The sequence below is a fragment of the Sulfuriferula sp. genome (assembly GCF_054605375.1).
Map to the genome: position 1 here is coordinate 1 of NZ_JBTSEG010000025.1, position 18,421 is coordinate 18,421.

Genomic DNA, 18,421 nt, shown 5'->3' on the forward strand with positions numbered 1-18,421 from the left:
AGCTGTATTATCTGGCGCTGCGCAACATCAGCAAGAAATGGACAATGCCGATTCAGAACTGGAAGGCCGCGTTAAATCGGTTCACGATCATGTTCGATGAGCGCATGCCGCAGCTTTAAACGATTTCTCGTTTACACAAAATCGCGGATACCCTCGATTGCACGCGTTTATCCGCCTTCTTGGTGTAAAGTGTCAAAATATTTTACAGCTCGTTTTTCTCTATCTCGATAATCTCTTGTATATAAATAACAAATAAAACATGGCATAGCTATTGCTGATTTGCGTGTAGTGGTTCGGGCGATCCTGATTTATTCAAGGTGAAGGAGCTATATCATGAGCACATCTGAATTGTACGAATATGTTACATTTTATCGCGGCGAAAAGCTGAAGGTCTACGCGGCATCCTCGTATGTCGCACAGCAAAAGGCAGCAAATATATTCCGGGCCGGGAGAGTTTGTGATGTTAGCATTTTTCTTTACGAACGCCCTGATGGTTCCCGGGTAATACATACGCCTGCTCAGAATTTTTAAAATCAACAGGCATTCATTGATGGCTCAATGAGTGCTATTTATTATCAATATGTTGCGTTCTATATCTGGCGGAGAGGGTGGGATTTGAACCCACGATGACGGAAACCGCCATACCGGATTTCGAGTCCGGCGCATTCGACCACTCTGCCACCTCTCCAAGAGAGGCGCAATTGTACCTGCAAGCACCATGAATTAGAAGCCGCGAAATGCGTGCCTGGGTAATATGTGTTGCTAGACAAATCCATCATTCTCGGCGAGACTTGCGGCCATGCGTAATCTGCTGGCGTTAAGTTTCAGCCTATTGTTGGTGTCCTGTGATGTGACATTACCCAAACTGCCGCCACCTGTAGCACCGGTTTCCAAGACCGGAGAGCTGGTCGTGCTGACCCACAATGGCCCCACTACTTATTATGAAAATCCTTATGGTGAAGCCGCCGGGTTTGAGCACGACCTGGTGACGCTGTTTGCCAAGGAGGCGGGTTATCGGGTGAAGTTCCTGGTGGAAGACAATATGGACAACCTGTTCAAAAAGCTGGCGCAACATCAGGCGCACTTTGCGGCGGCAGGGATTACTCAAACCGATGCACTCAAGGAACGCATGCGTTTTGGACCGCCTTATTTCAAGGTGACGCAGCAGGTAATCTACAATACCAATTCGATCAAACCACGCGATTTTGCCGATCTGGTTGGCAGGCGCGTGGCCGTGGTTGCAGGCAGCAGTGGTGCCGAAACCATGCTGGACATGCGCCAGCGCATCCCCGGTTTGAAGTGGGCCGAGGTCAAGACCGAATGGGGTGACGAGTTGCTGGATAAACTGGCCAGATCCGAAGTGGATGCCGTCATCGTGAATTCCAACCAGTTCGATATTGCTCAAAATCTGTATACCAATCTGGCTGTGGCGTTTGACATCAAGCACCCTGATCAACTGGCATGGGCTTTCCCGAAGAGTGTGGATCCGGCTTTATATGCCAAGGTGCAGGCGTTTTTCAAGCATATTCAGACCGATGGCACGCTTAAACGTCTGACCGACCGTTACTATGGCCATACCGACCGTCTGGAAAACGCGGATGTGGCAGGTATCCTGGCGCGCATGAATGACACCCTGCCCAAGTACCTGAAATACTTTCATGAGGCGGAAGCGGCAACCGGTATTGATTGGCGTCTGATTGCGGCGGTCGGTTACCAGGAATCGCACTGGAATCCTTATGCTACTTCACCTACCGGCGTGCGTGGGCTGATGATGATGACGGGCGATACGGCCGACAGGATGGGGGTGACGGATCGTCTCGATCCGCGCCAGAGTATCGTAGCCGGCGCAAAATATCTGGCCTTGCTGATCGATGCAATGCCGGACAGGGTGGAAGAACCCGACAAAACCTGGATGGCGCTGGCGGCCTACAATCAGGGGCAGGGTCATCTGGAAGATGCCCGGGTGCTGGCGCAGCAGCGTAAACTGAGCCCACTGTCCTGGACCGACATCAAACAGACCATGCCGTTGCTATCACGTTCCGAATACAACCGTAATGCCAAGCATGGCTACTGTCGTGGCGGTGAAGCGGTAATTTTTGTGGAAAATATCCGTACTTACTACGATATTCTGGTCAAGTACCAGCGACCCTATAAACCGCTGTTATTGTCCAGGAATGAAACCGGAATGTAGTCGGAATGTAGTCGGAATGTAGTCGGAATGTAGTCGGAATGCCGGTTTCAAGAACTGCTGTAGCCCACCCGAGATTAAAATTACGAGCGAGGTGCCGGTCCATCACCGCCTTCCAGCACGAATCCTGCACCGCTATCCTGACCCAGCACTTTGCCCAGATAGGGCATGACATCCTGCAAACCTGACCGCAAAGTCCACGGTGGATTAAGGATGAACATGCCGCTGCCATACATACCGAAACCGTCCGCATTGGGGGTACGAACAGTCAGGCTCACGTTCAGCCAGGTGTTGACCGGAATGTTCTTGAGTGCGGCAGTGAAATGTTGCGCTTCGTGGCGCTGCAACAGTGGGTACCACACGGCGTAAGTGCCGGTGGCAAAGCGTTTGAGCGCGTTTTTCAATGCGCTGGGCACGCGCTGGTAGTCCTGTTTTTCTTCATACGAAGGATCGATCAGCACCAGGCCACGACGGGGTGCGGGCGGCAAGGCTGCTTTCAGTCCGGCAAAACCGTCGATGTTCTGCACTTTGACGCGCCTGCCTGCGTCGGCAAAATTGGCTCCAAGGAGTTGGCTATCGGTGGGATGCAGTTCGAACAGTCTTAGTTGATCGTGCTCGCGCAGCAGTTGCTGTGCAATCCAGGGCGAGCCGGGGTAGACACTCAGTGTCTCGGTCGGATTCAACTGCCGTACCAGGCTGATATAGGCGGCTATGGAAACGGGCAGGTCGTCGCGTGGCAGCAGGCGCGAAATGCCGCTTTGATATTCGGCATTTTTCTGCGCGTAGCCGGTATCCAGCGCATACAAACCGGCGCCGGCGTGGGTATCAATGGCCCAGTAGGGTTTGTCTTTTTGATTGAAATAATCCAGCAGCTGCATCAGCACAATGTGCTTCAGCACATCGGCGTGATTGCCCGCGTGGAAGGCGTGACGGTAACTCAGCATGGTCTGTGGCGATAACTCAGGCAGGTTGCAGTGCTTGCACGCCACCCATATATGACCACAACACCGCGGGCAGCGTGACGGAGCCATCTGCTTGCTGATAGTTTTCCAGAATCGCGACCAGGGTACGGCCTACCGCCAGCCCGGAGCCGTTCACACTGTGCAGTAGTTCCGGCTTGCCCTTTTCGCCACGGAAACGCGCCTGCATGCGGCGCGTCTGGAAGGCCTCGAAATTACTGCATGAAGAAATCTCGCGATAAGCATTTTGCGCAGGCAGCCATACTTCCAGGTCGTAGGTCTTTGCGGCAGAAAAGCCCATGTCGCCGCCGCACAGCGCCATTCTCCGGTAGGGCAGGCCGAGCGCCTGCAGGATGGCTTCGGCATGGCCGGTGAGCGCCTCCAGGGTGGCGTAAGACTGCTCCGGTTCGACCAGTTGTACCAGTTCCACCTTGTCGAACTGATGTTGGCGGATCATGCCGCGCGTGTCGCGTCCGTAGGAGCCGGCTTCGCGACGGAAGCATGGGGTATGGGCGACAAATTTCAGCGGCAGACTGTCCAGAGCCACAATCTCGTCGCGCACCATGTTGGTCAGTGGTACTTCGGCTGTAGGAATCAAATATAAGCCATCGCGTTCGATCCCAAACTGATCCTCGGCAAATTTGGGAAATTGCCCGGTGCCACGCATGCTGTCAGCATTGACCAGATATGGAACATAAACTTCGGTATAGCCATGTTGCGCCGTGTGGGTATCCAGCATGAACTGCGCGAGTGCCCGGTGCAGGCGTGCCAATCCTCCCTTCATGAGGGAAAACCGGGCGCTGCTGATCTTGGTGGCGGTGGCAAAATCAAGCAACTCGAGTGTTTCACCCACATCCACGTGGTCTTTCACCTCGAAATCGAACACGCGTGGTGTGCCGAAGCGGCTCACTTCCACATTGTCGGTTTCGGATTTTCCGGCCGGTACGGATTCATGCGGCAGGTTGGGAATCGTCATCAACAGGGTATTGAGTGGAATTTGCAGCGCTTCCAGTGCGGATTCAGCAGCTTTCAGTTCAGTGCCGAGATTCGCCACTTCCGCCATGATCGCGGAGACGTCCTCGCCTTTGGCCTTGGCCATGCCGATCTGCCTGGAGCTGGCGTTGCGTTTGGCCTGCAACTCCTGGGTACGGGTTTGCAGTTGTTTGCGCTCGCCTTCCAGGCGCTGAAATTCGACGCTGTCCAGCGTATAGCCGCGTGCGGCGAGGCGTTGCGTGACGCCGCCCAGATCGTTGCGAAGCAGTTGAATGTCTAACATTATTTTTGCCCTGTTTTCTTGTTGGTCTGTTCATCCAGCCCACGTAAATAAGCGAGCCGCTCGGCTATTTTGCCTTCCAGCCCGCGCGGAGTGGGTGTGTAAAAGTGCGCATTCACACCTTCCGGCAAGTAGTCTTCTCCGGCGGCGTAGGCGTCCGGCTCGTCGTGCGCGTAGCGGTAGGCGTGACCGTAACCCAGTTGCTTCATCAATTTGGTCGGCGCGTTGCGCAAATGCACCGGCACCTCGCGCGATTTGTCCGCTGCCACAAAGCTGCGGGCGTTATTGTACGCTACATATACCGCGTTGCTCTTGGGCGCGCAGGCCAGATATATCACCGCTTGCGCCAGTGCCAGTTCACCTTCCGGGCTGCCCAGGCGCTCGTAGGTTTCCACTGCATCCAGGGTCAGGCGCAATGCGCGCGGGTCAGCCAGGCCGATGTCCTCGCTGGCCATGCGGATCAGGCGGCGGCTGACATACAGCGGATCGGCGCCGCCGTCGAGCATGCGCACCATCCAGTACAGCGCGGCGTCGGGATTGGAGCCGCGCACCGACTTGTGCAGTGCGGAAATCTGATCGTAGAAATTGTCGCCACCCTTGTCGAAACGGTGTGCGCCGCGCGCCAGCGTGGTCTGGATGAAGTCCTCGTCGATCTCGTGGCGGGCGGCATCAAGCGCCGCAGTAGCAGCTTGTTCCAGCAGATTCAGCAGGCGTCGCGCGTCGCCGTCAGCGTAGCCGGTGAGTTGGGCGCGTGCGCCCTGGGTGATGGCAATATCCGGATAGACATTGCCTCGTGCACGCTCCAGCAGAGCAGCAAGATCGACCTCTTCGAGGGGTTTGAGCACATAGACCTGGGCGCGCGAGAGCAAGGCGCTGTTGACCTCGAACGACGGGTTCTCGGTGGTGGCACCGATAAAAGTTAGCAGCCCGGCCTCCACGAACGGCAGGAAAGCATCCTGCTGGGATTTGTTGAAACGATGTACTTCGTCCACAAACAGCAGCGTGCGGCGTCCCTGGCCCTGCATCATTTCGGCGCGCGCCACCGCCGCGCGGATTTCCTTGACCCCGGACAGCACCGCAGACAGCGCGATGAATTCCATGTCGAAACCATCGCTCATCAGCCGCGCCAGCGTGGTTTTGCCTACCCCCGGCGGTCCCCACAGAATCATCGAGTGCGGTTTGCCAGCGTCGAATGCAACGCGCAACGGCTTGCCGGGGCCGAGCAAATGCGCCTGGCCGATTACTTCAGCCAGTTGGCGCGGCCGCAACCGCTCGGCCAGCGGCGCGCCGTCTTGCGGATGATCGAACAGGTCGGCGTGGCTCACTTGCCGTCGGTAATGACGTCCACGCCCGGCGGCGGGGTGAAATGAAAGTCGCTGGCAGGCAGTACCGGATTGCGTTCAAAGCCGGCGAATTTCAGCACGGTGGTCTGGCCGAAATTGTCCTTGATCTGCATCGTCACCAGCGTGTTTTTGCTGAACCCCATGCGTACGTTTTCAAACGTGCTGTCCTTGTCCTTGGGGCGCGCATCCAGCCACTCCAGGCCATCGCGGGTGCCGGCATCGCTGATCGTGTAAAACTTGTCGATGTCCTTGCTGCCCGCCAGCAGCGCCGCCGGGCTGCTGCCCAGCGCCTGCCCCAGTTTCTTGATGGTGACTTGCTGCAGGTCGGCGTCGTACAGCCAGATTTTTTTGCCGTCGCCCACAATCACCTGTTCGTAGGGCTTCTCATATACCCAGCGGAATTTACCGGGACGTGCGAAGGCCATGGTGCCGGACGACTGCTGGCGCGTATGGCCGCTCTTGTCCAGCACGGTCTGGGTGAACGTGGCGCGTGCGGTCTGGGTGTCGGCGACGAAGGCCTTCAGCGCGTCGCTGCTGGACGCGGCAGCGCTGGCAGAAAAGATCAGGAGAGCGGTCAGGAGACTGAGTTTTTTCATTGGGCTTGAGTCGAATGAGCAGGATGAATGAGATGGACAGGTTTTTCGGTAAATGGTTTGCGCCGATATGCAGGCTTTATCGATATGAAAGTGCGTATACGGTCTTTATTCCCGATTCTGCGCAAGGATTTCGCGATTGCCATTGCTTTGCATCGGCGTGACCAGTCCGGCCTGTTCCATCGCCTCGATCAGGCGCGCGGCGCGGTTGTAGCCGATACGCAAATGGCGCTGCACGGCAGAGATCGACGGGCGCTTGGTTTTCAGCACCAGTGCCACCGCTTCGTCGTACAGCGGGTCGCTCTCTGCATCGCCACCGCCCACCGCACTTTCGCCACTACCTTCATTGTCCTCTGGGGTATCGAGTATGCCGTCAATGTAATCCGGCTCGCCCAGCCGTTTGAGGTATTCCACCACTTTATGCACTTCTTCGTCGGCCACAAAAGCGCCGTGCACTCGCTGCGGGTAACCGGTGCCGGGGGGCAGGTAGAGCATGTCGCCCTGGCCGAGCAAGGCTTCGGCCCCCATCTGGTCGAGAATGGTGCGCGAGTCGATTTTGCTGGATACCTGGAACGCGACGCGGGTGGGAATATTGGCCTTGATCAAACCGGTAATCACGTCCACCGACGGGCGCTGTGTGGCAAGGATCAGGTGTACCCCGGCGGCACGGGCTTTTTGCGCCAGCCGCGCAATGAGTTGTTCTACTGCTTTGCCCACCACCATCATCATGTCGGCCAGCTCGTCGATCACCACCACAATCATCGGCTGTTCTTCCAGTGGCTCGGGGCTGTCCGGGGTCAGGCTGAACGGGTGAGTGAGGGGCGTGCCTGATTTTTTCGCGTCGCGTACTTTCTGGTTGTAACCAGCCAGGTTGCGCACGCCGAGTGTGGACATCAGCTTGTAGCGCCGTTCCATCTCGGCCACGCACCAGTTGAGTGCAGCTGCGGCCTGGCGCATGTCGGTGACCACCGGAGCGAGCAGGTGCGGAATGCCTTCGTACACGGACAGTTCGAGCATTTTCGGATCGACCAGGATCAGCCGCACCTGGCTCGGGTCGGCCTTGTACAGCAGGCTCAGGATCATCGCATTGATCGCCACCGATTTGCCCGAACCGGTGGTACCGGCCACCAGCACGTGCGGCATTTTGGCCAGATCGGCCACTACCGGGTTGCCGGCGATGTCCTTGCCCATCGCCAGCGCCAGCGGGCTGGCCATGTCGTGGTAGACCTTGGCGGAAAGAATCTCGGACAGGCGCACGATCTCGCGCTTGGGATTGGGGATTTCCAGCGCCATGGTGGTCTTGCCGGGGATGGTTTCCACCACGCGGATGCTCACCACCGAGAGGGCGCGCGCCAGATCCTTGGCGAGATTGACGATCTGGCTGCCCTTGACGCCGGAGGCCGGTTCGATTTCGTAGCGGGTGACGACCGGGCCGGGCAGGGCGGCGACCACACGCGCCTGCACATTGAATTCGGCCAGCTTGCGTTCGATCAGGCGCGAGGTGAACTCCAGCGTTTCGGCCGACAGGCTCTCGACGTGCGCGCTGGCAGCATCAAGCAGATGTAATGGCGGCAGCGGAGAATCCGGCATTTCGGCAAACAGCGGCACCTGTTTTTCCACCTGTACGCGCTCGGATTTGATGATGGTGGGCGGCGGGGTTTCGATGATCACCGGCGCGCGGTCCATATTGCGGCGCTTCTCTTCCAGCATCACTTCGTCACGTTTGTGCGTCGCAGCCTGGCCTACGCGTCGTTCGCGTCGCACCGTCCAGGTTTCGATGGCCCATAGCCAGCTGCGTTCGAGGTATTCACCGGTTTTTTCCACCACCGTCAGCCAGGAAATGCCGCTAAACAGGCTCAAGCTCGCGGCAATCAATACCAGCAAGGCCAGTGTGCCGCCGGTAAAGCCCAATATCCGCACGACGGCCTCGCCGGTAATCGCCCCTAAAATGCCGCCGGGGTGCTCGGGCAGAGCGATATGCAGGCTATACAGGCGTTGAGATTCCAGCCCGGCGCTGGACAACAGCAGCAATACAAACCCGGCGCTGCGGATATACAGCGGGCGGCGGTCGGACGCCTCGGGAACCTCCAGCTTGCGATACCCCCACCAGGTGGCATACAGGGCCAGCACTACCAGCCACCAGGCGGAAAGCCCGAATAACGAGAGCAGGATGTCGGCCAGATAGGCGCCCAATGCGCCACCCATATTGTGCACATTGCCTTGCCCGCTATGCGACCAGCCCGGATCGGACTGGGAATAGGTGAACAGGATGACCGCCAAAAAGGCTGCCATGGCGACGCTCAGCAGCCAGCCGATCTCGCGCAGCAGGCCGGTGAGCCGGGGCGGGAGCGGTTTACGGGCGGATTTGTGTGTATTGCGCCGGGTAATCGACATAGTCAGTTATTCTATAGGAATGCAAAATTATAACTTGAACCTTGTCCAGTCCGTGACCATCTTCCATACTGTTCCCGTTTTCCTTTATTCAAACCCGCTACGGAGTACTGCATGACTACAACAACACAACATCATCGCCTCATCATCCTCGGCTCCGGCCCGGCAGGCTATTCCGCCGCTGTTTACGCGGCGCGCGCCAATCTGAATCCGGTGGTGATCACCGGTATGGCGCAAGGTGGCCAGCTGATGACCACCACCGACGTGGACAACTGGCCAGCCGACGCCGACGGCGTGCAAGGGCCGGAGCTGATGGCGCGTTTCGAGAAGCACGCGCGCCGCTTCAACACCGAAATCATTTTCGACCACATCCACACCGCTAAACTGAGCGACAAGCCCATTACGCTGGTGGGCGATCAAGGCACCTACACCTGTGACGCGCTGATTATCGCCACCGGCGCATCGGCCATGTACCTGGGGCTGGAGTCCGAACAGGCCTTCATGGGTAAAGGCGTCTCCGGCTGCGCGACCTGCGACGGTTTCTTCTACCGCGACCAGGAGGTGGCGGTGATCGGCGGCGGCAATACCGCCGTGGAGGAGGCGCTGTACCTGTCCAATATCGCCAGCCATGTCACCGTGGTGCATCGTCGTGACAAGTTCAAGTCCGAAAAAATACTCGCCGACCATCTGATGGAAAAGGTCAAGGAAGGCAAGGTCAGCGTGGAATGGAACAGCGAGCTGGATGAAGTGCTGGGCGATAAAACCGGCGTCACCGGCATGCGCATCAAATCCACTACGGATGGCAGCACCAGGGATATCGCCCTGACTGGCGTGTTCATTGCCATCGGCCACAAGCCGAATACCGATATTTTCACCGGTCAGGTCGAGATGGAAGGCGGCTATATCGTCACCAAAGGCGGCAACAAGGGCAATGCCACTGCCACCAATGTTCCCGGTGTGTTTGCCGCGGGCGACGTGCAGGACCACATCTACCGCCAGGCTGTGACCAGCGCCGGTACCGGCTGTATGGCCGCGCTCGACGCCGACCGCTACCTGGAAAGCCTCACCAAGTAGGCTGCTCATGGCCGGGCGTGCGCCTCCAGCGGATGAATCCGCGCTGTTCAAGGCAGCCGTGGGCGACGCGCAGCCGCTTGCCGAGCACGGTAAGGTGGAGCATGTCCTGCCGCGTGCCTCGCCCATCCCGCGCCAGCGTATCCGCGACGAACAGCAGGCGCTCGCCGACAGTCTGTCCGATCACATCACCTGGGAAGACGCCATGGAAACCGGCGAGGAACTGGTGTTCCTGCGTACCGGCTTGCGCCGTGACACGCTGAAGAAGCTGCGGCGCGGGCACTGGGTGCTGCAGGCCGAGCTGGATTTGCACGGCCTGGTCAGCGTCGAAGCGCGTCAGGCGGTGAATGAATTCATCGCCGGATGCAGCAAGCGCGGCCTGCGCTGTGTGCGCATCATTCACGGCAAGGGGCTGCGTTCCAAAAACCGCGAGCCAGTATTGCGTACCAAGGTGAAAAACTGGCTGATGCAAAAAGACGAGGTGCTGGCGTTTTGCCAGGCACGCATGGTGGACGGCGGCAGTGGCGCGGTGGTAGTGTTACTCAAGTCTTCATGAAAACCGTTTGGGAGGAGCACCATGGCAACAATTACCGAATTCGAACTTCCTTCCACCGGCAACCGGACCTTCAAACTCACGGATGCGCGCGGCAAGAAACTGATCGTGTATTTTTACCCCAGGGATGACACGCCCGGCTGTACCGTGGAAGGCTCCGATTTCCGCGATTTGTATACCGAATTCAAGCAGCATGATTGCGAAATTGTGGGCATCTCGCGTGACGATCTGCAATCGCACGAAAAATTCAAGGCCAAGCTGAGCCTGCCGTTCGAGTTGTTGTCTGACGCAGATGAAAAAGTCTGCGAGCTGTTTGGTGTGATGAAGTTGAAAAACATGTATGGCAAGGAAGTCCGCGGTGTCGATCGCAGCACGTTTGTGTTCGATGCCAACGGCAAGCAGATCAAGGAATGGCGCGGCGTGAAATCCGCCGGCCACGCGCAGGAAGTGCTGGATACCGTTAAAACCCTCTAGGAGAAAATCTGAATGCCCCGCAAAGCCGCTGCGCTCACCAAGCTGTTTGTTCTTGATACTAATGTGCTGATGCACGACCCCACCAGCTTGTTCCGTTTTGAAGAGCACGACATCTTTTTGCCGATGGGCACGCTGGAGGAACTTGATCACAACAAGAAAGGCATGACCGAAGTGGCGCGCAATGCGCGTCAGGCCAGCCGCTTCCTGGACGAAATCGTATCCGGTTGCGAAGATGCGATCGAAGCCGGAATTCCGTTGAGCAGCAAGAGCCGCAAGGCAGCCACCGGCCGGCTGTTCCTGCAGACCAAAATTTCGCGCATCGACACCCCGCTCAGTCTGCCCAACAGCAAGGTGGACAACCAGATTCTCGGCGTGATCCTGAGCCTGCGCGAAGAGCAGCCCAAGCGCCAGGTCATCCTGGTGTCGAAAGACATCAATATGCGCATCAAGGCGCGCGCGCTGGGATTGCCCGCCGAGGACTACTTCAACGACAAGGTGCTCGAAGACACCGATCTGCTCTACGCCGGGGTGCGCGAACTGCCGGAGGATTTCTGGGACAAGCACGGCAAGGGGATCGAATCCTGGCAGGCCGACGGCCACACCTGGTATCGCGTCAAGGGGCCGCTGGTCACCCATCTGCTGGTCAACGAATTCGTCTATCAGGAGGGCAGCAATCCGCTCTACGCCATCGTCCGATCCATTGATGGCAATGTCGCCGAGTTGCAGACCATCAAGGACTACAGCCACCAGAAAAACAACGTGTGGGGCATCACCGCGCGCAACCGCGAACAGAATTTCGCGCTCAACGTGCTGATGGATCCGGAGGTCGATTTCGTCTCCCTGCTGGGCCAGGCCGGCACCGGCAAAACCCTGCTCACGCTGGCCGCCGGGCTGATGCAGACGCTGGAGCACAAGCGTTATTCTGAAATCATCATGACCCGCGTGACCGTGCCGGTGGGCGAAGACATCGGCTTCCTGCCCGGTACCGAAGAAGAAAAAATGACGCCGTGGATGGGTGCGCTGGAAGACAACCTCGACGTGCTCAACAAGACCGACGACAGCGCCGGCGACTGGGGCCGCGCCGCCACCCAGGACCTGATCCGCAGCCGCATCAAGGTCAAGTCGCTCAACTTCATGCGCGGGCGCACCTTCCTCAACAAATATCTGATCATCGACGAGGCGCAGAACCTCACCCCCAAGCAGATGAAAACCCTGATCACCCGTGCCGGTCCCGGCACCAAGGTGGTGTGCCTGGGCAACATCTCGCAGATCGATACGCCTTACCTCACCGAGGGCAGCTCCGGCCTGACCTACGTGGTGGACCGCTTCAAGGGCTGGCAACACGGTGGCCACATCACCCTGGCACGCGGCGAGCGTTCGCGTCTGGCCGACTGGGCGGGTGAGGTGCTATGACGCGCGCACTGGTGGCCTTGCTTGGCTTGTTGGCGCTGGCGCCTTCGGTCCAGGCCGCCAGTTGCCGCGACGTCGTGCACACATTCAATCAGCAGTCGCACCCGCGCATTAACGAGGCCGAACTGACGCAAGCCCTGCGAACGCTGAACGCCGATCGCAATACGCGTCTGCCGGATAAATTCGTCACCAAGCGCGCGGCGCAATCCGCCGGTTGGCAGCGCGGGCACGACCTGTGGGACGCGCCTGCGTTGAATGGCAAAAGCATCGGCGGCGACCATTTCGGCAACCGTGAACGACAATTGCCTTACGGCCAGTGGCGCGAAGCCGACCTCGACTACAACGGCGGCCATCGCGGCGCCAAGCGCCTGATCTACTCGCGCGAAGGCCGCCGCTTCGTCACCGTTGACCACTACCGCACCTTTACCGAGATACTCACCTGCCAATGAAAACCTGCCACCTGCAAAGCATCACCAGCATGAAAAACTTCTACGATCAGATCACGAAGGATTTCGCCTTCCCCGAGCACTTCGGCCGCAATCTCGACGCGCTATGGGATGTGCTGACCGACGACGTGGAAGGCCCGTTTGAACTGATCTGGGAAAAGCCGGGGGTTACGCGCGACGCGCTGGGGGAGGATTACTGGCGGTTGCTGGAGATACTGGCGGACGTGGTGGCGGAGCGGGAGGATTTTCGGTTGGAGTTGCGGGGGTGACGCGCTCGTGTCTGACCCTGTTTATTCTAAGGTTCTATAAATTACCGACTTATGAATAAAAGGTAACGAAATTAAAATGAAAATTTTAGCGATTGCTGCCATCTCCCTGACCGCTATATTAGGCGGGTGCAAGGAGGCGCCCAGACCCACTGCGCCAGTCGCTCCACTCATTAGTGAACACGATCAAAAGATGTTTTGCTTACTTGCTGATGCAGCAACAGTAAATATGGCACTTGAAATGGCTATGAGGGCAGCTTATGGCTCGGGTTGGGATGGTGGTGAAAAAGCCGAAATGGAAAAATTATCCCAAACAGACGGAACCATCCTAGAAAATGTAAAAGCCCAGGCCAACATGGCAACGTTTTATGTCAACGTGCATCATGAGCCAGGAGCCGCGAGTAGAGGTGAAGAGGTGTGTAATGAGGTTATGAACACTGCTAGAAAATACGGGTATGACAGCCCTAAAGTGGCTATTGTAGCCAAGAAATATTATTACCCTAAAAAATGGTAAATTGAAAAACGGGGGCAAGTCTCGAATTAAAAGCCTACCTAATCATTCAACCCTGACTGGCCGATAAAGCCGCACCAGCTGGTTAATACAGACGTTAACGCTGTAGAAAAACCCTCTGACGAAAAATCGGACCTGCGATGAGCAAAAACCAACCTCTCAAAACATGCTTTATTCAACGATCATGGACGGGGGAAGGGTCAAGTGACCCCCGAAAACAGGTTTGCTCGACCCCTCAAGTGGTTTTTCTACAGCCTCGTTAGGCCAATCACATATGGGAATCCTCGGTCGCCCTCAAGGCTTGTTTGAATTCCACAGCAGCGACTCATGCGTGGGGTCAATGTTGAGCAAAAGCGATGTTGTTGAAATTCTCGGCGTAACCGAGAGTGACATTCAATCAGTCCCGTTCAAGAATTGGAACGACATCGAGGTCATTGACGAACGTGAGCTTCAAAAACTTTGGTACGCAAGTGCCATACCAAATTCCCCTTCTGCCAAAATCGGGAATGCGAGCGTAAGCCTCGATGAAATGATCCTCGTGAAGTTGATCGAGCTTACGTATCCAAGCGCCACCGTAGAGCATCAGGTGCCTTGGGGCAGAAGGCGCGTCGACCTGAAGGTTTCGGTTGATGGTGTTTCAAAACTCGTCGAGTTTCATGGTCCGAGTCATTTCGCACCATCGCGCTACAACTCAAGTCCTGAGCATCCCTCAATTCGCAAGGCGGAAATCGAAAACCACTTTGGCATTGAGTGCGTTCTCTGGCCGTACTGGATTCAACGCTGCATCTCGAATGTTCGCGCCATATTTGATAACGACGTGAATGGGCTTGGCGTTCTCTGGAGTACGAATGTCCATTTTGGAACTTTTGTTTTTCCCGACTCAGCGCAGCTCATTGAGAGCATTAACGACAGATTTCGCGCTACGCGCGATGGTGGCTGCGGGTATTTCTACGGCCCAGACACAGAGAACCGGAATAACCCTGAGCACCCCGTAATCAGCCAAATTCAGCAGGGAAAGAAGAGCATCGAGCTTTTGCTTCCTCGTGGCCACAACAACATTGAGCAGTGGGTTCCTCTATGCCTCGTGGCCTAACACTGCGCTTCAAGGGGCACTGCGCGGTAAAGCCGCGCCCCTGAGCTTGGACGTTAGAACTTATCAACGACTCCCAAAGGAAAATTAAAAATGTCTGTTTTTATTGCTAAAGCTTTCCCACGTAATCAGGAAGAAATTTGTGTTGAGATTGTTTGCGATACCTTAAAGACTTCGGAAGCAAAACAAAGATTCATTATGTTTCTTGGTGAGCGTTATCCCGCATTGGAGACAGATGGTCTTGAAATGTCTTTCGATTTGAAGCCATAAAATCATGTCGCTGTTTAACGCGCAAGCCCATAATAAAGTTCTGTCTGGCCGCTTTCATTCACGCCATGCACAGCAAAAATTGTCTTGGCGAGATCTATGCCGATGGTGATAATACTCATGACTTTCCCCTCCTGGTGGTGTTGATGAAATCGAGAAATTCCATCATGGCACGCTTGATGCCGATTGCGACAACTTCGCCGCAGCCTCGAGACGGGGAAGTCCCTTTCATTCGTTAGGATTAATCATCATGAAAACCGTATTCCTCAGTATTTCTATAGTGTTATTGCTAGCTGGATGTGCCACCACGCCGACTCCACTGGCAGAAGCAAAGCAAGCACCACAGAGTCGTATACTGGCCTACCAAGAGAAAAAAGCCGAAACCACGAGTACTCTCGTAGTTACACGTGATGCCGGATTCTTGGGTGGTGGTTGCTACTACGGGCTTTCCATCAACGGAATATTGGCAGCAAGACTAGATGTTGGCGAAACATCTCGCTTCTATCTTTCCCCTGGTGAAATTTTATTGCGGGTGGGGCGTGATCCTCTAGGAAATGGGCTTTGTGCCGCTGGTCAAGACGAATGGACGCAAAGAGAAACGGTACTAAAACAGCACGAAATGAAGTTCTTTCGCTTGTCTATAGATGCAAATGGAAAAACAGACATTCAACGGGCAGACCAATAAAACGAGTAAAACGTAGGGTCAAGCCTCAATACAGAACGCAGGGTCAAGCCTTGCCTTTTGCCTCAACCATAAGCCAAAACAATTCAAAAATAACCCAGGGTCAGATACCGTCTGCATTAACACAGTACCAAAGCTAATTAGCGCGTCAATGCCACGCGTCTCGCTTGAGCATAGTTCGCCGGGGGTAGCCCGGCAGCTAGTCACCTTTTCTTGTGTGGCCAAGAAAAGGTAACCCAAAAGAAGGCCACCCCACTGCGCCGTCCCTTCGGGATACCTTCGTCCGAACCGCTCAGGCGGGGGCTGCGCGCAGAAGGGGATATGGTCGCAACGTCACCTTTTCGAGGTGCTTTCGTCCCGGCAGGGGTTTGTTGGCAACCAGCATATGTGTCATAGCGCACAGATAAACTTTGACCACCTGGGCAAACTAGCCCTGCGAATAACTCGCAACGCATGTCGTATGGACGACAAAAAGGAGAGCTGATATGAATATGACCCTGATTTGTAAAAACGCATTTTGCAAGACCTTGATGGCTGCGAGTATTGCAGGCATGGTTGGCGCCGGTACTGTAAACGCAATCGCCAGCGATAAGCCTATGCCGCAAGCGCATAGCGACGGCATGGGCGCAGCCATATCCGATACGGTCATTACCACGAAGGTGAAGGCCAAGTTGATGGGTGAGGACGGTCTGAATAAGTCGGATATTGATGTCACCACCACCAATGGGGTGGTGACCCTGAAAGGATCGGCAACGAATTCGGATGCCAAGGCTTTGGCTGAAGAAAAAGCAAAGACGGTTGAAGGCGTGAAAAGTGTCGACAACGCCCTGAGAACGCCTGATAGCAGCAATGCGGTGCGCAAGACGAAGCGCGTCGTTTCGGACAGCTGGATTACCACCAAGGTGAAATCCGAGATTCTTGCCAACAGTTTGACCAAAGGCTTCGATGTCAGCGTGAAAACGAGCCACGGGGTAGTGGTGCTCAAGGGTAAGCTGGCAAACGAGGCAGCGGTCGAGCACGTGAAGTCCATTGCAGAAAAGGTGGACGGCGTGAAGAGTGTGGATACTTCGGGTTTGAAGGTTGTGGCTCAGTAATTGCACTCAAATGATTTGCTGCGGCAAATGAAACCTCGCCGGGTGATATTTTTGCCCTGATCGCCCGGCATGACCAGGTCCATTTCGTATTGCTCAATTTTTAGAGCGGGGTCTGGGTAAGGCGCATTCCATGCTTTTTTATCCAGACCGCTGAAGCATTCTGATTTTCAAAAAAGCAGACTCGTCTCACCGCGTTGTGCAATGAGTAAAGCATGCATTATTTCGTCAATAATTATGGCAATGATGGTGACCCGTATGAAGGAAACACTTTTCCAGAAAGCTGCTGGATTGCGTTCCAGAAGGCAGCCTGTCTGTCGGCATCTGATAAGTAATCACACCCAAGGAAAGCATATTCAAGCGCGATGTGCCGAAAAAACGGCGACCCAAAGGTCGCCGTTTTAGCACGTGAATGCTGCTTTCTAATCATGATCGATTCGATGACCGCAACAGACCGCGCTCATCTGACAGGATTAGAATTTCGCTTCGCCCCACACACCGACTTCATCGGTCTTTACTGTTTGTACGTGAGCTGGGATGGGTGCAGACACCGACTGATCTTTGTCTTCGTGTTTCCACACAGCAGCCACCTTGAAACCTTTAGTCATCTGGTATTCAACGCCGAGGTTGTAATATTTATCTTTGGCGTTAGTGTCCAGCGTCTTGCTCAGATTGGCGTTGTCGTAGCGCGCAAATACGTTAACGTTTTTCGCGACGGCCAGACTGCCCCACAGTGAATAGCCATCGGCCTTGTCCTGCTGTGTGCCGACTACGTTGTTCCAGTTCTTGGCGGTGAAGTACTCACCACCCAGACGGAAATTCTCGTCAGCGTAAGCGACCATGACGTCCTGGCGCTCAGCGGTATTGGTTGCGCCTGCGGTCTGGGTTTGCTTACCAAGATGTCCACTGTAAGCACCCAGCGCGACGATCATGTTTTTCATCGGTTTGAAGCCAATCCGCCCTGCAAAGTCCATGTTCTTGCTGCGGCTTGGATTTTTATAGCCGCCGCCATTGACTGCTGACACGGCATAATTGAACATCTTGCTCTCACCGAGATCGCCAGCCATATGCACGCCCCAGTCTGCCGAATTGCCGAAATGCAGACGGTCGGTCAAGGTGTTCTCAACATAGCGGTAACCGTAGTAGTGCTCGGCAAAGGGAATCCATGGCATGTCCGACGCGCCGACACGGAGCACTGCGGCCTGGTCGAATTTGCCCTGTACATAGGCTTTCTTGACGAACAGATTGGTCTGGCCGTCATTGCTGACGTAGTTGAAATCGGTGGTGAGATTGGCCGACCAGATGTCGGTGAATTTATGGTCAACGCTCAGATAGAACCGTTTCACGTCGAAGCCGGTACCCGAATTGCTGGTCTTGCCTGCGTCGCTGTTTTTCTGGTCAGTATTGGTCAAGTCGAAGTACATCTTGCCGGACAAGGTCGTGTTGTTGATGGCTTTTTCAACAGCGGCGAGCCGCTTGTCAGTGCCTGCACTCGCTGCGCTGGGTGCTTGCTCGTTGTTGTGTTGTTCGAGTGAATTTACCTTGGATTGTAATTCTGCAAGTTGCGCTTTCAGTTGATCGATTTCGCTGTCGTTCGGAGCTGCTGCTACGGAGAAGCTGGTTACACTTAACGCTGCGGCAATGGCTATGGCGAGTGCTTTGACCCGCAGATTTCCCCCGCCATTGTTGGAAATAAGCAACTCAACCGTTCTTTTAGCTTGAGTGTCGCTTAGCGATTTGTTCACAATTCTTTGCATGTAATACTCCGTAATGATTGGTAGGACGCTTCTCAACTGCCCTTGGGTTTAATGGT

Annotated in this window: 19 protein-coding genes and 1 tRNA gene; 13 read left to right on the forward strand and 7 right to left on the reverse strand. The window is 55.7% G+C overall.

What is annotated here, in order from left to right; translation table 11 throughout:
- Positions 1 to 333 precede the first annotated feature (333 nt).
- Positions 334 to 531 carry a hypothetical protein gene (locus tag ACYCZJ_RS12725; protein WP_461554601.1) on the forward strand — a complete coding sequence of 66 codons (198 nt, stop codon included), beginning with the start codon at positions 334 to 336 and terminating at the stop codon, positions 529 to 531.
- Positions 532 to 597: 66 nt separating this feature from the next.
- On the opposite strand, the gene ACYCZJ_RS12730 is transcribed toward ACYCZJ_RS12725, so the two are convergent.
- Positions 598 to 688, reverse strand: a tRNA-Ser gene (locus ACYCZJ_RS12730).
- A 111-nt stretch (positions 689 to 799) separates the two neighbouring features.
- On the opposite strand from ACYCZJ_RS12730, the gene mltF reads away from it, so the two are divergent.
- The gene (gene mltF / locus ACYCZJ_RS12735; protein ID WP_461554602.1) at positions 800 to 2,191 is read left to right on the forward strand and encodes a membrane-bound lytic murein transglycosylase MltF; all 1,392 of its coding nucleotides are present in this window, start codon (positions 800 to 802) and stop codon (positions 2,189 to 2,191) included.
- 80 nt (positions 2,192 to 2,271) lie between these two features.
- Here the strand turns inward: mltF and ACYCZJ_RS12740 are convergent, their stop codons facing one another.
- The 5 genes from ACYCZJ_RS12740 to ACYCZJ_RS12760 all read right to left on the reverse strand — a co-directional run bounded on the left by ACYCZJ_RS12740 (position 2,272) and on the right by ACYCZJ_RS12760 (position 8,750).
- Positions 2,272 to 3,132, reverse strand: a complete 861-nt coding sequence (locus ACYCZJ_RS12740) for a 23S rRNA (adenine(2030)-N(6))-methyltransferase RlmJ (protein WP_461554603.1) — start codon at positions 3,130 to 3,132, stop codon at positions 2,272 to 2,274.
- 16 nt (positions 3,133 to 3,148) lie between these two features.
- Positions 3,149 to 4,423, reverse strand: a complete 1,275-nt coding sequence (gene serS / locus ACYCZJ_RS12745) for a serine--tRNA ligase (protein ID WP_461554604.1) — start codon at positions 4,421 to 4,423, stop codon at positions 3,149 to 3,151.
- The gene (locus tag ACYCZJ_RS12750) at positions 4,423 to 5,745 is read right to left on the reverse strand and encodes a replication-associated recombination protein A (protein WP_461554605.1); all 1,323 of its coding nucleotides are present in this window, start codon (positions 5,743 to 5,745) and stop codon (positions 4,423 to 4,425) included. Before ACYCZJ_RS12750 ends, serS begins: the two co-directional genes overlap by 1 nt.
- Positions 5,742 to 6,359 (reverse strand): outer membrane lipoprotein chaperone LolA, encoded by a 618-nt coding sequence (lolA, locus tag ACYCZJ_RS12755; RefSeq protein ID WP_461554606.1) that lies wholly within the window; start codon positions 6,357 to 6,359, stop codon positions 5,742 to 5,744. Before lolA ends, ACYCZJ_RS12750 begins: the two co-directional genes overlap by 4 nt.
- Positions 6,360 to 6,464: 105 nt before the next feature.
- Complete coding sequence (locus tag ACYCZJ_RS12760) at positions 6,465 to 8,750, reverse strand: DNA translocase FtsK (RefSeq protein WP_461554607.1); 2,286 nt, start codon at positions 8,748 to 8,750, stop codon at positions 6,465 to 6,467.
- A gap of 111 nt (positions 8,751 to 8,861) precedes the next feature.
- On the opposite strand from ACYCZJ_RS12760, the gene trxB reads away from it, so the two are divergent.
- The 11 genes from trxB (at position 8,862) to ACYCZJ_RS12815 (ending at position 16,611) form a co-directional block, all read left to right on the forward strand.
- On the forward strand, positions 8,862 to 9,821 hold the full coding sequence (gene trxB, locus ACYCZJ_RS12765; RefSeq protein WP_461554608.1) for a thioredoxin-disulfide reductase: 960 nt from the start codon (positions 8,862 to 8,864) through the stop codon (positions 9,819 to 9,821).
- A 7-nt stretch (positions 9,822 to 9,828) separates the two neighbouring features.
- A complete protein-coding gene (locus ACYCZJ_RS12770) occupies positions 9,829 to 10,374 on the forward strand; it encodes a Smr/MutS family protein (RefSeq protein WP_461554609.1) in 546 nt (181 codons plus the stop codon).
- A 21-nt stretch (positions 10,375 to 10,395) separates the two neighbouring features.
- On the forward strand, positions 10,396 to 10,845 hold the full coding sequence (locus ACYCZJ_RS12775) for a peroxiredoxin (RefSeq protein ID WP_461554610.1): 450 nt from the start codon (positions 10,396 to 10,398) through the stop codon (positions 10,843 to 10,845).
- 12 nt (positions 10,846 to 10,857) lie between these two features.
- Positions 10,858 to 12,258, forward strand: a complete 1,401-nt coding sequence (locus ACYCZJ_RS12780) for a PhoH family protein (protein WP_461554611.1) — start codon at positions 10,858 to 10,860, stop codon at positions 12,256 to 12,258.
- The gene (locus ACYCZJ_RS12785; RefSeq protein ID WP_461554612.1) at positions 12,255 to 12,704 is read left to right on the forward strand and encodes a ribonuclease domain-containing protein; all 450 of its coding nucleotides are present in this window, start codon (positions 12,255 to 12,257) and stop codon (positions 12,702 to 12,704) included. Before ACYCZJ_RS12780 ends, ACYCZJ_RS12785 begins: the two co-directional genes overlap by 4 nt.
- Positions 12,701 to 12,970, forward strand: a complete 270-nt coding sequence (locus tag ACYCZJ_RS12790) for a barstar family protein (protein ID WP_223247878.1) — start codon at positions 12,701 to 12,703, stop codon at positions 12,968 to 12,970. The genes ACYCZJ_RS12785 and ACYCZJ_RS12790 overlap by 4 nt, the downstream gene beginning before the upstream one ends.
- A 76-nt stretch (positions 12,971 to 13,046) precedes the next feature.
- Positions 13,047 to 13,481, forward strand: a complete 435-nt coding sequence (locus ACYCZJ_RS12795) for a hypothetical protein (RefSeq protein ID WP_461554613.1) — start codon at positions 13,047 to 13,049, stop codon at positions 13,479 to 13,481.
- Between the two features lie 337 nt (positions 13,482 to 13,818).
- Positions 13,819 to 14,571, forward strand: coding sequence for a hypothetical protein (locus ACYCZJ_RS12800; RefSeq protein WP_461554614.1), 753 nt, complete (start codon positions 13,819 to 13,821; stop codon positions 14,569 to 14,571).
- A gap of 90 nt (positions 14,572 to 14,661) precedes the next feature.
- Positions 14,662 to 14,838: a hypothetical protein gene (locus ACYCZJ_RS12805; protein WP_461554615.1), complete on the forward strand. Its 177-nt coding sequence runs from the start codon at positions 14,662 to 14,664 to the stop codon at positions 14,836 to 14,838.
- 247 nt (positions 14,839 to 15,085) lie between these two features.
- Positions 15,086 to 15,520, forward strand: coding sequence for a hypothetical protein (locus ACYCZJ_RS12810; RefSeq protein ID WP_461554616.1), 435 nt, complete (start codon positions 15,086 to 15,088; stop codon positions 15,518 to 15,520).
- 482 nt (positions 15,521 to 16,002) lie between these two features.
- Positions 16,003 to 16,611 (forward strand): BON domain-containing protein, encoded by a 609-nt coding sequence (locus ACYCZJ_RS12815; protein ID WP_461554617.1) that lies wholly within the window; start codon positions 16,003 to 16,005, stop codon positions 16,609 to 16,611.
- Between the two features lie 470 nt (positions 16,612 to 17,081).
- On the opposite strand, the gene ACYCZJ_RS12820 is transcribed toward ACYCZJ_RS12815, so the two are convergent.
- A complete protein-coding gene (locus tag ACYCZJ_RS12820; protein WP_461554618.1) occupies positions 17,082 to 18,365 on the reverse strand; it encodes a porin in 1,284 nt (427 codons plus the stop codon).
- Positions 18,366 to 18,421: the final 56 nt, after the last annotated feature.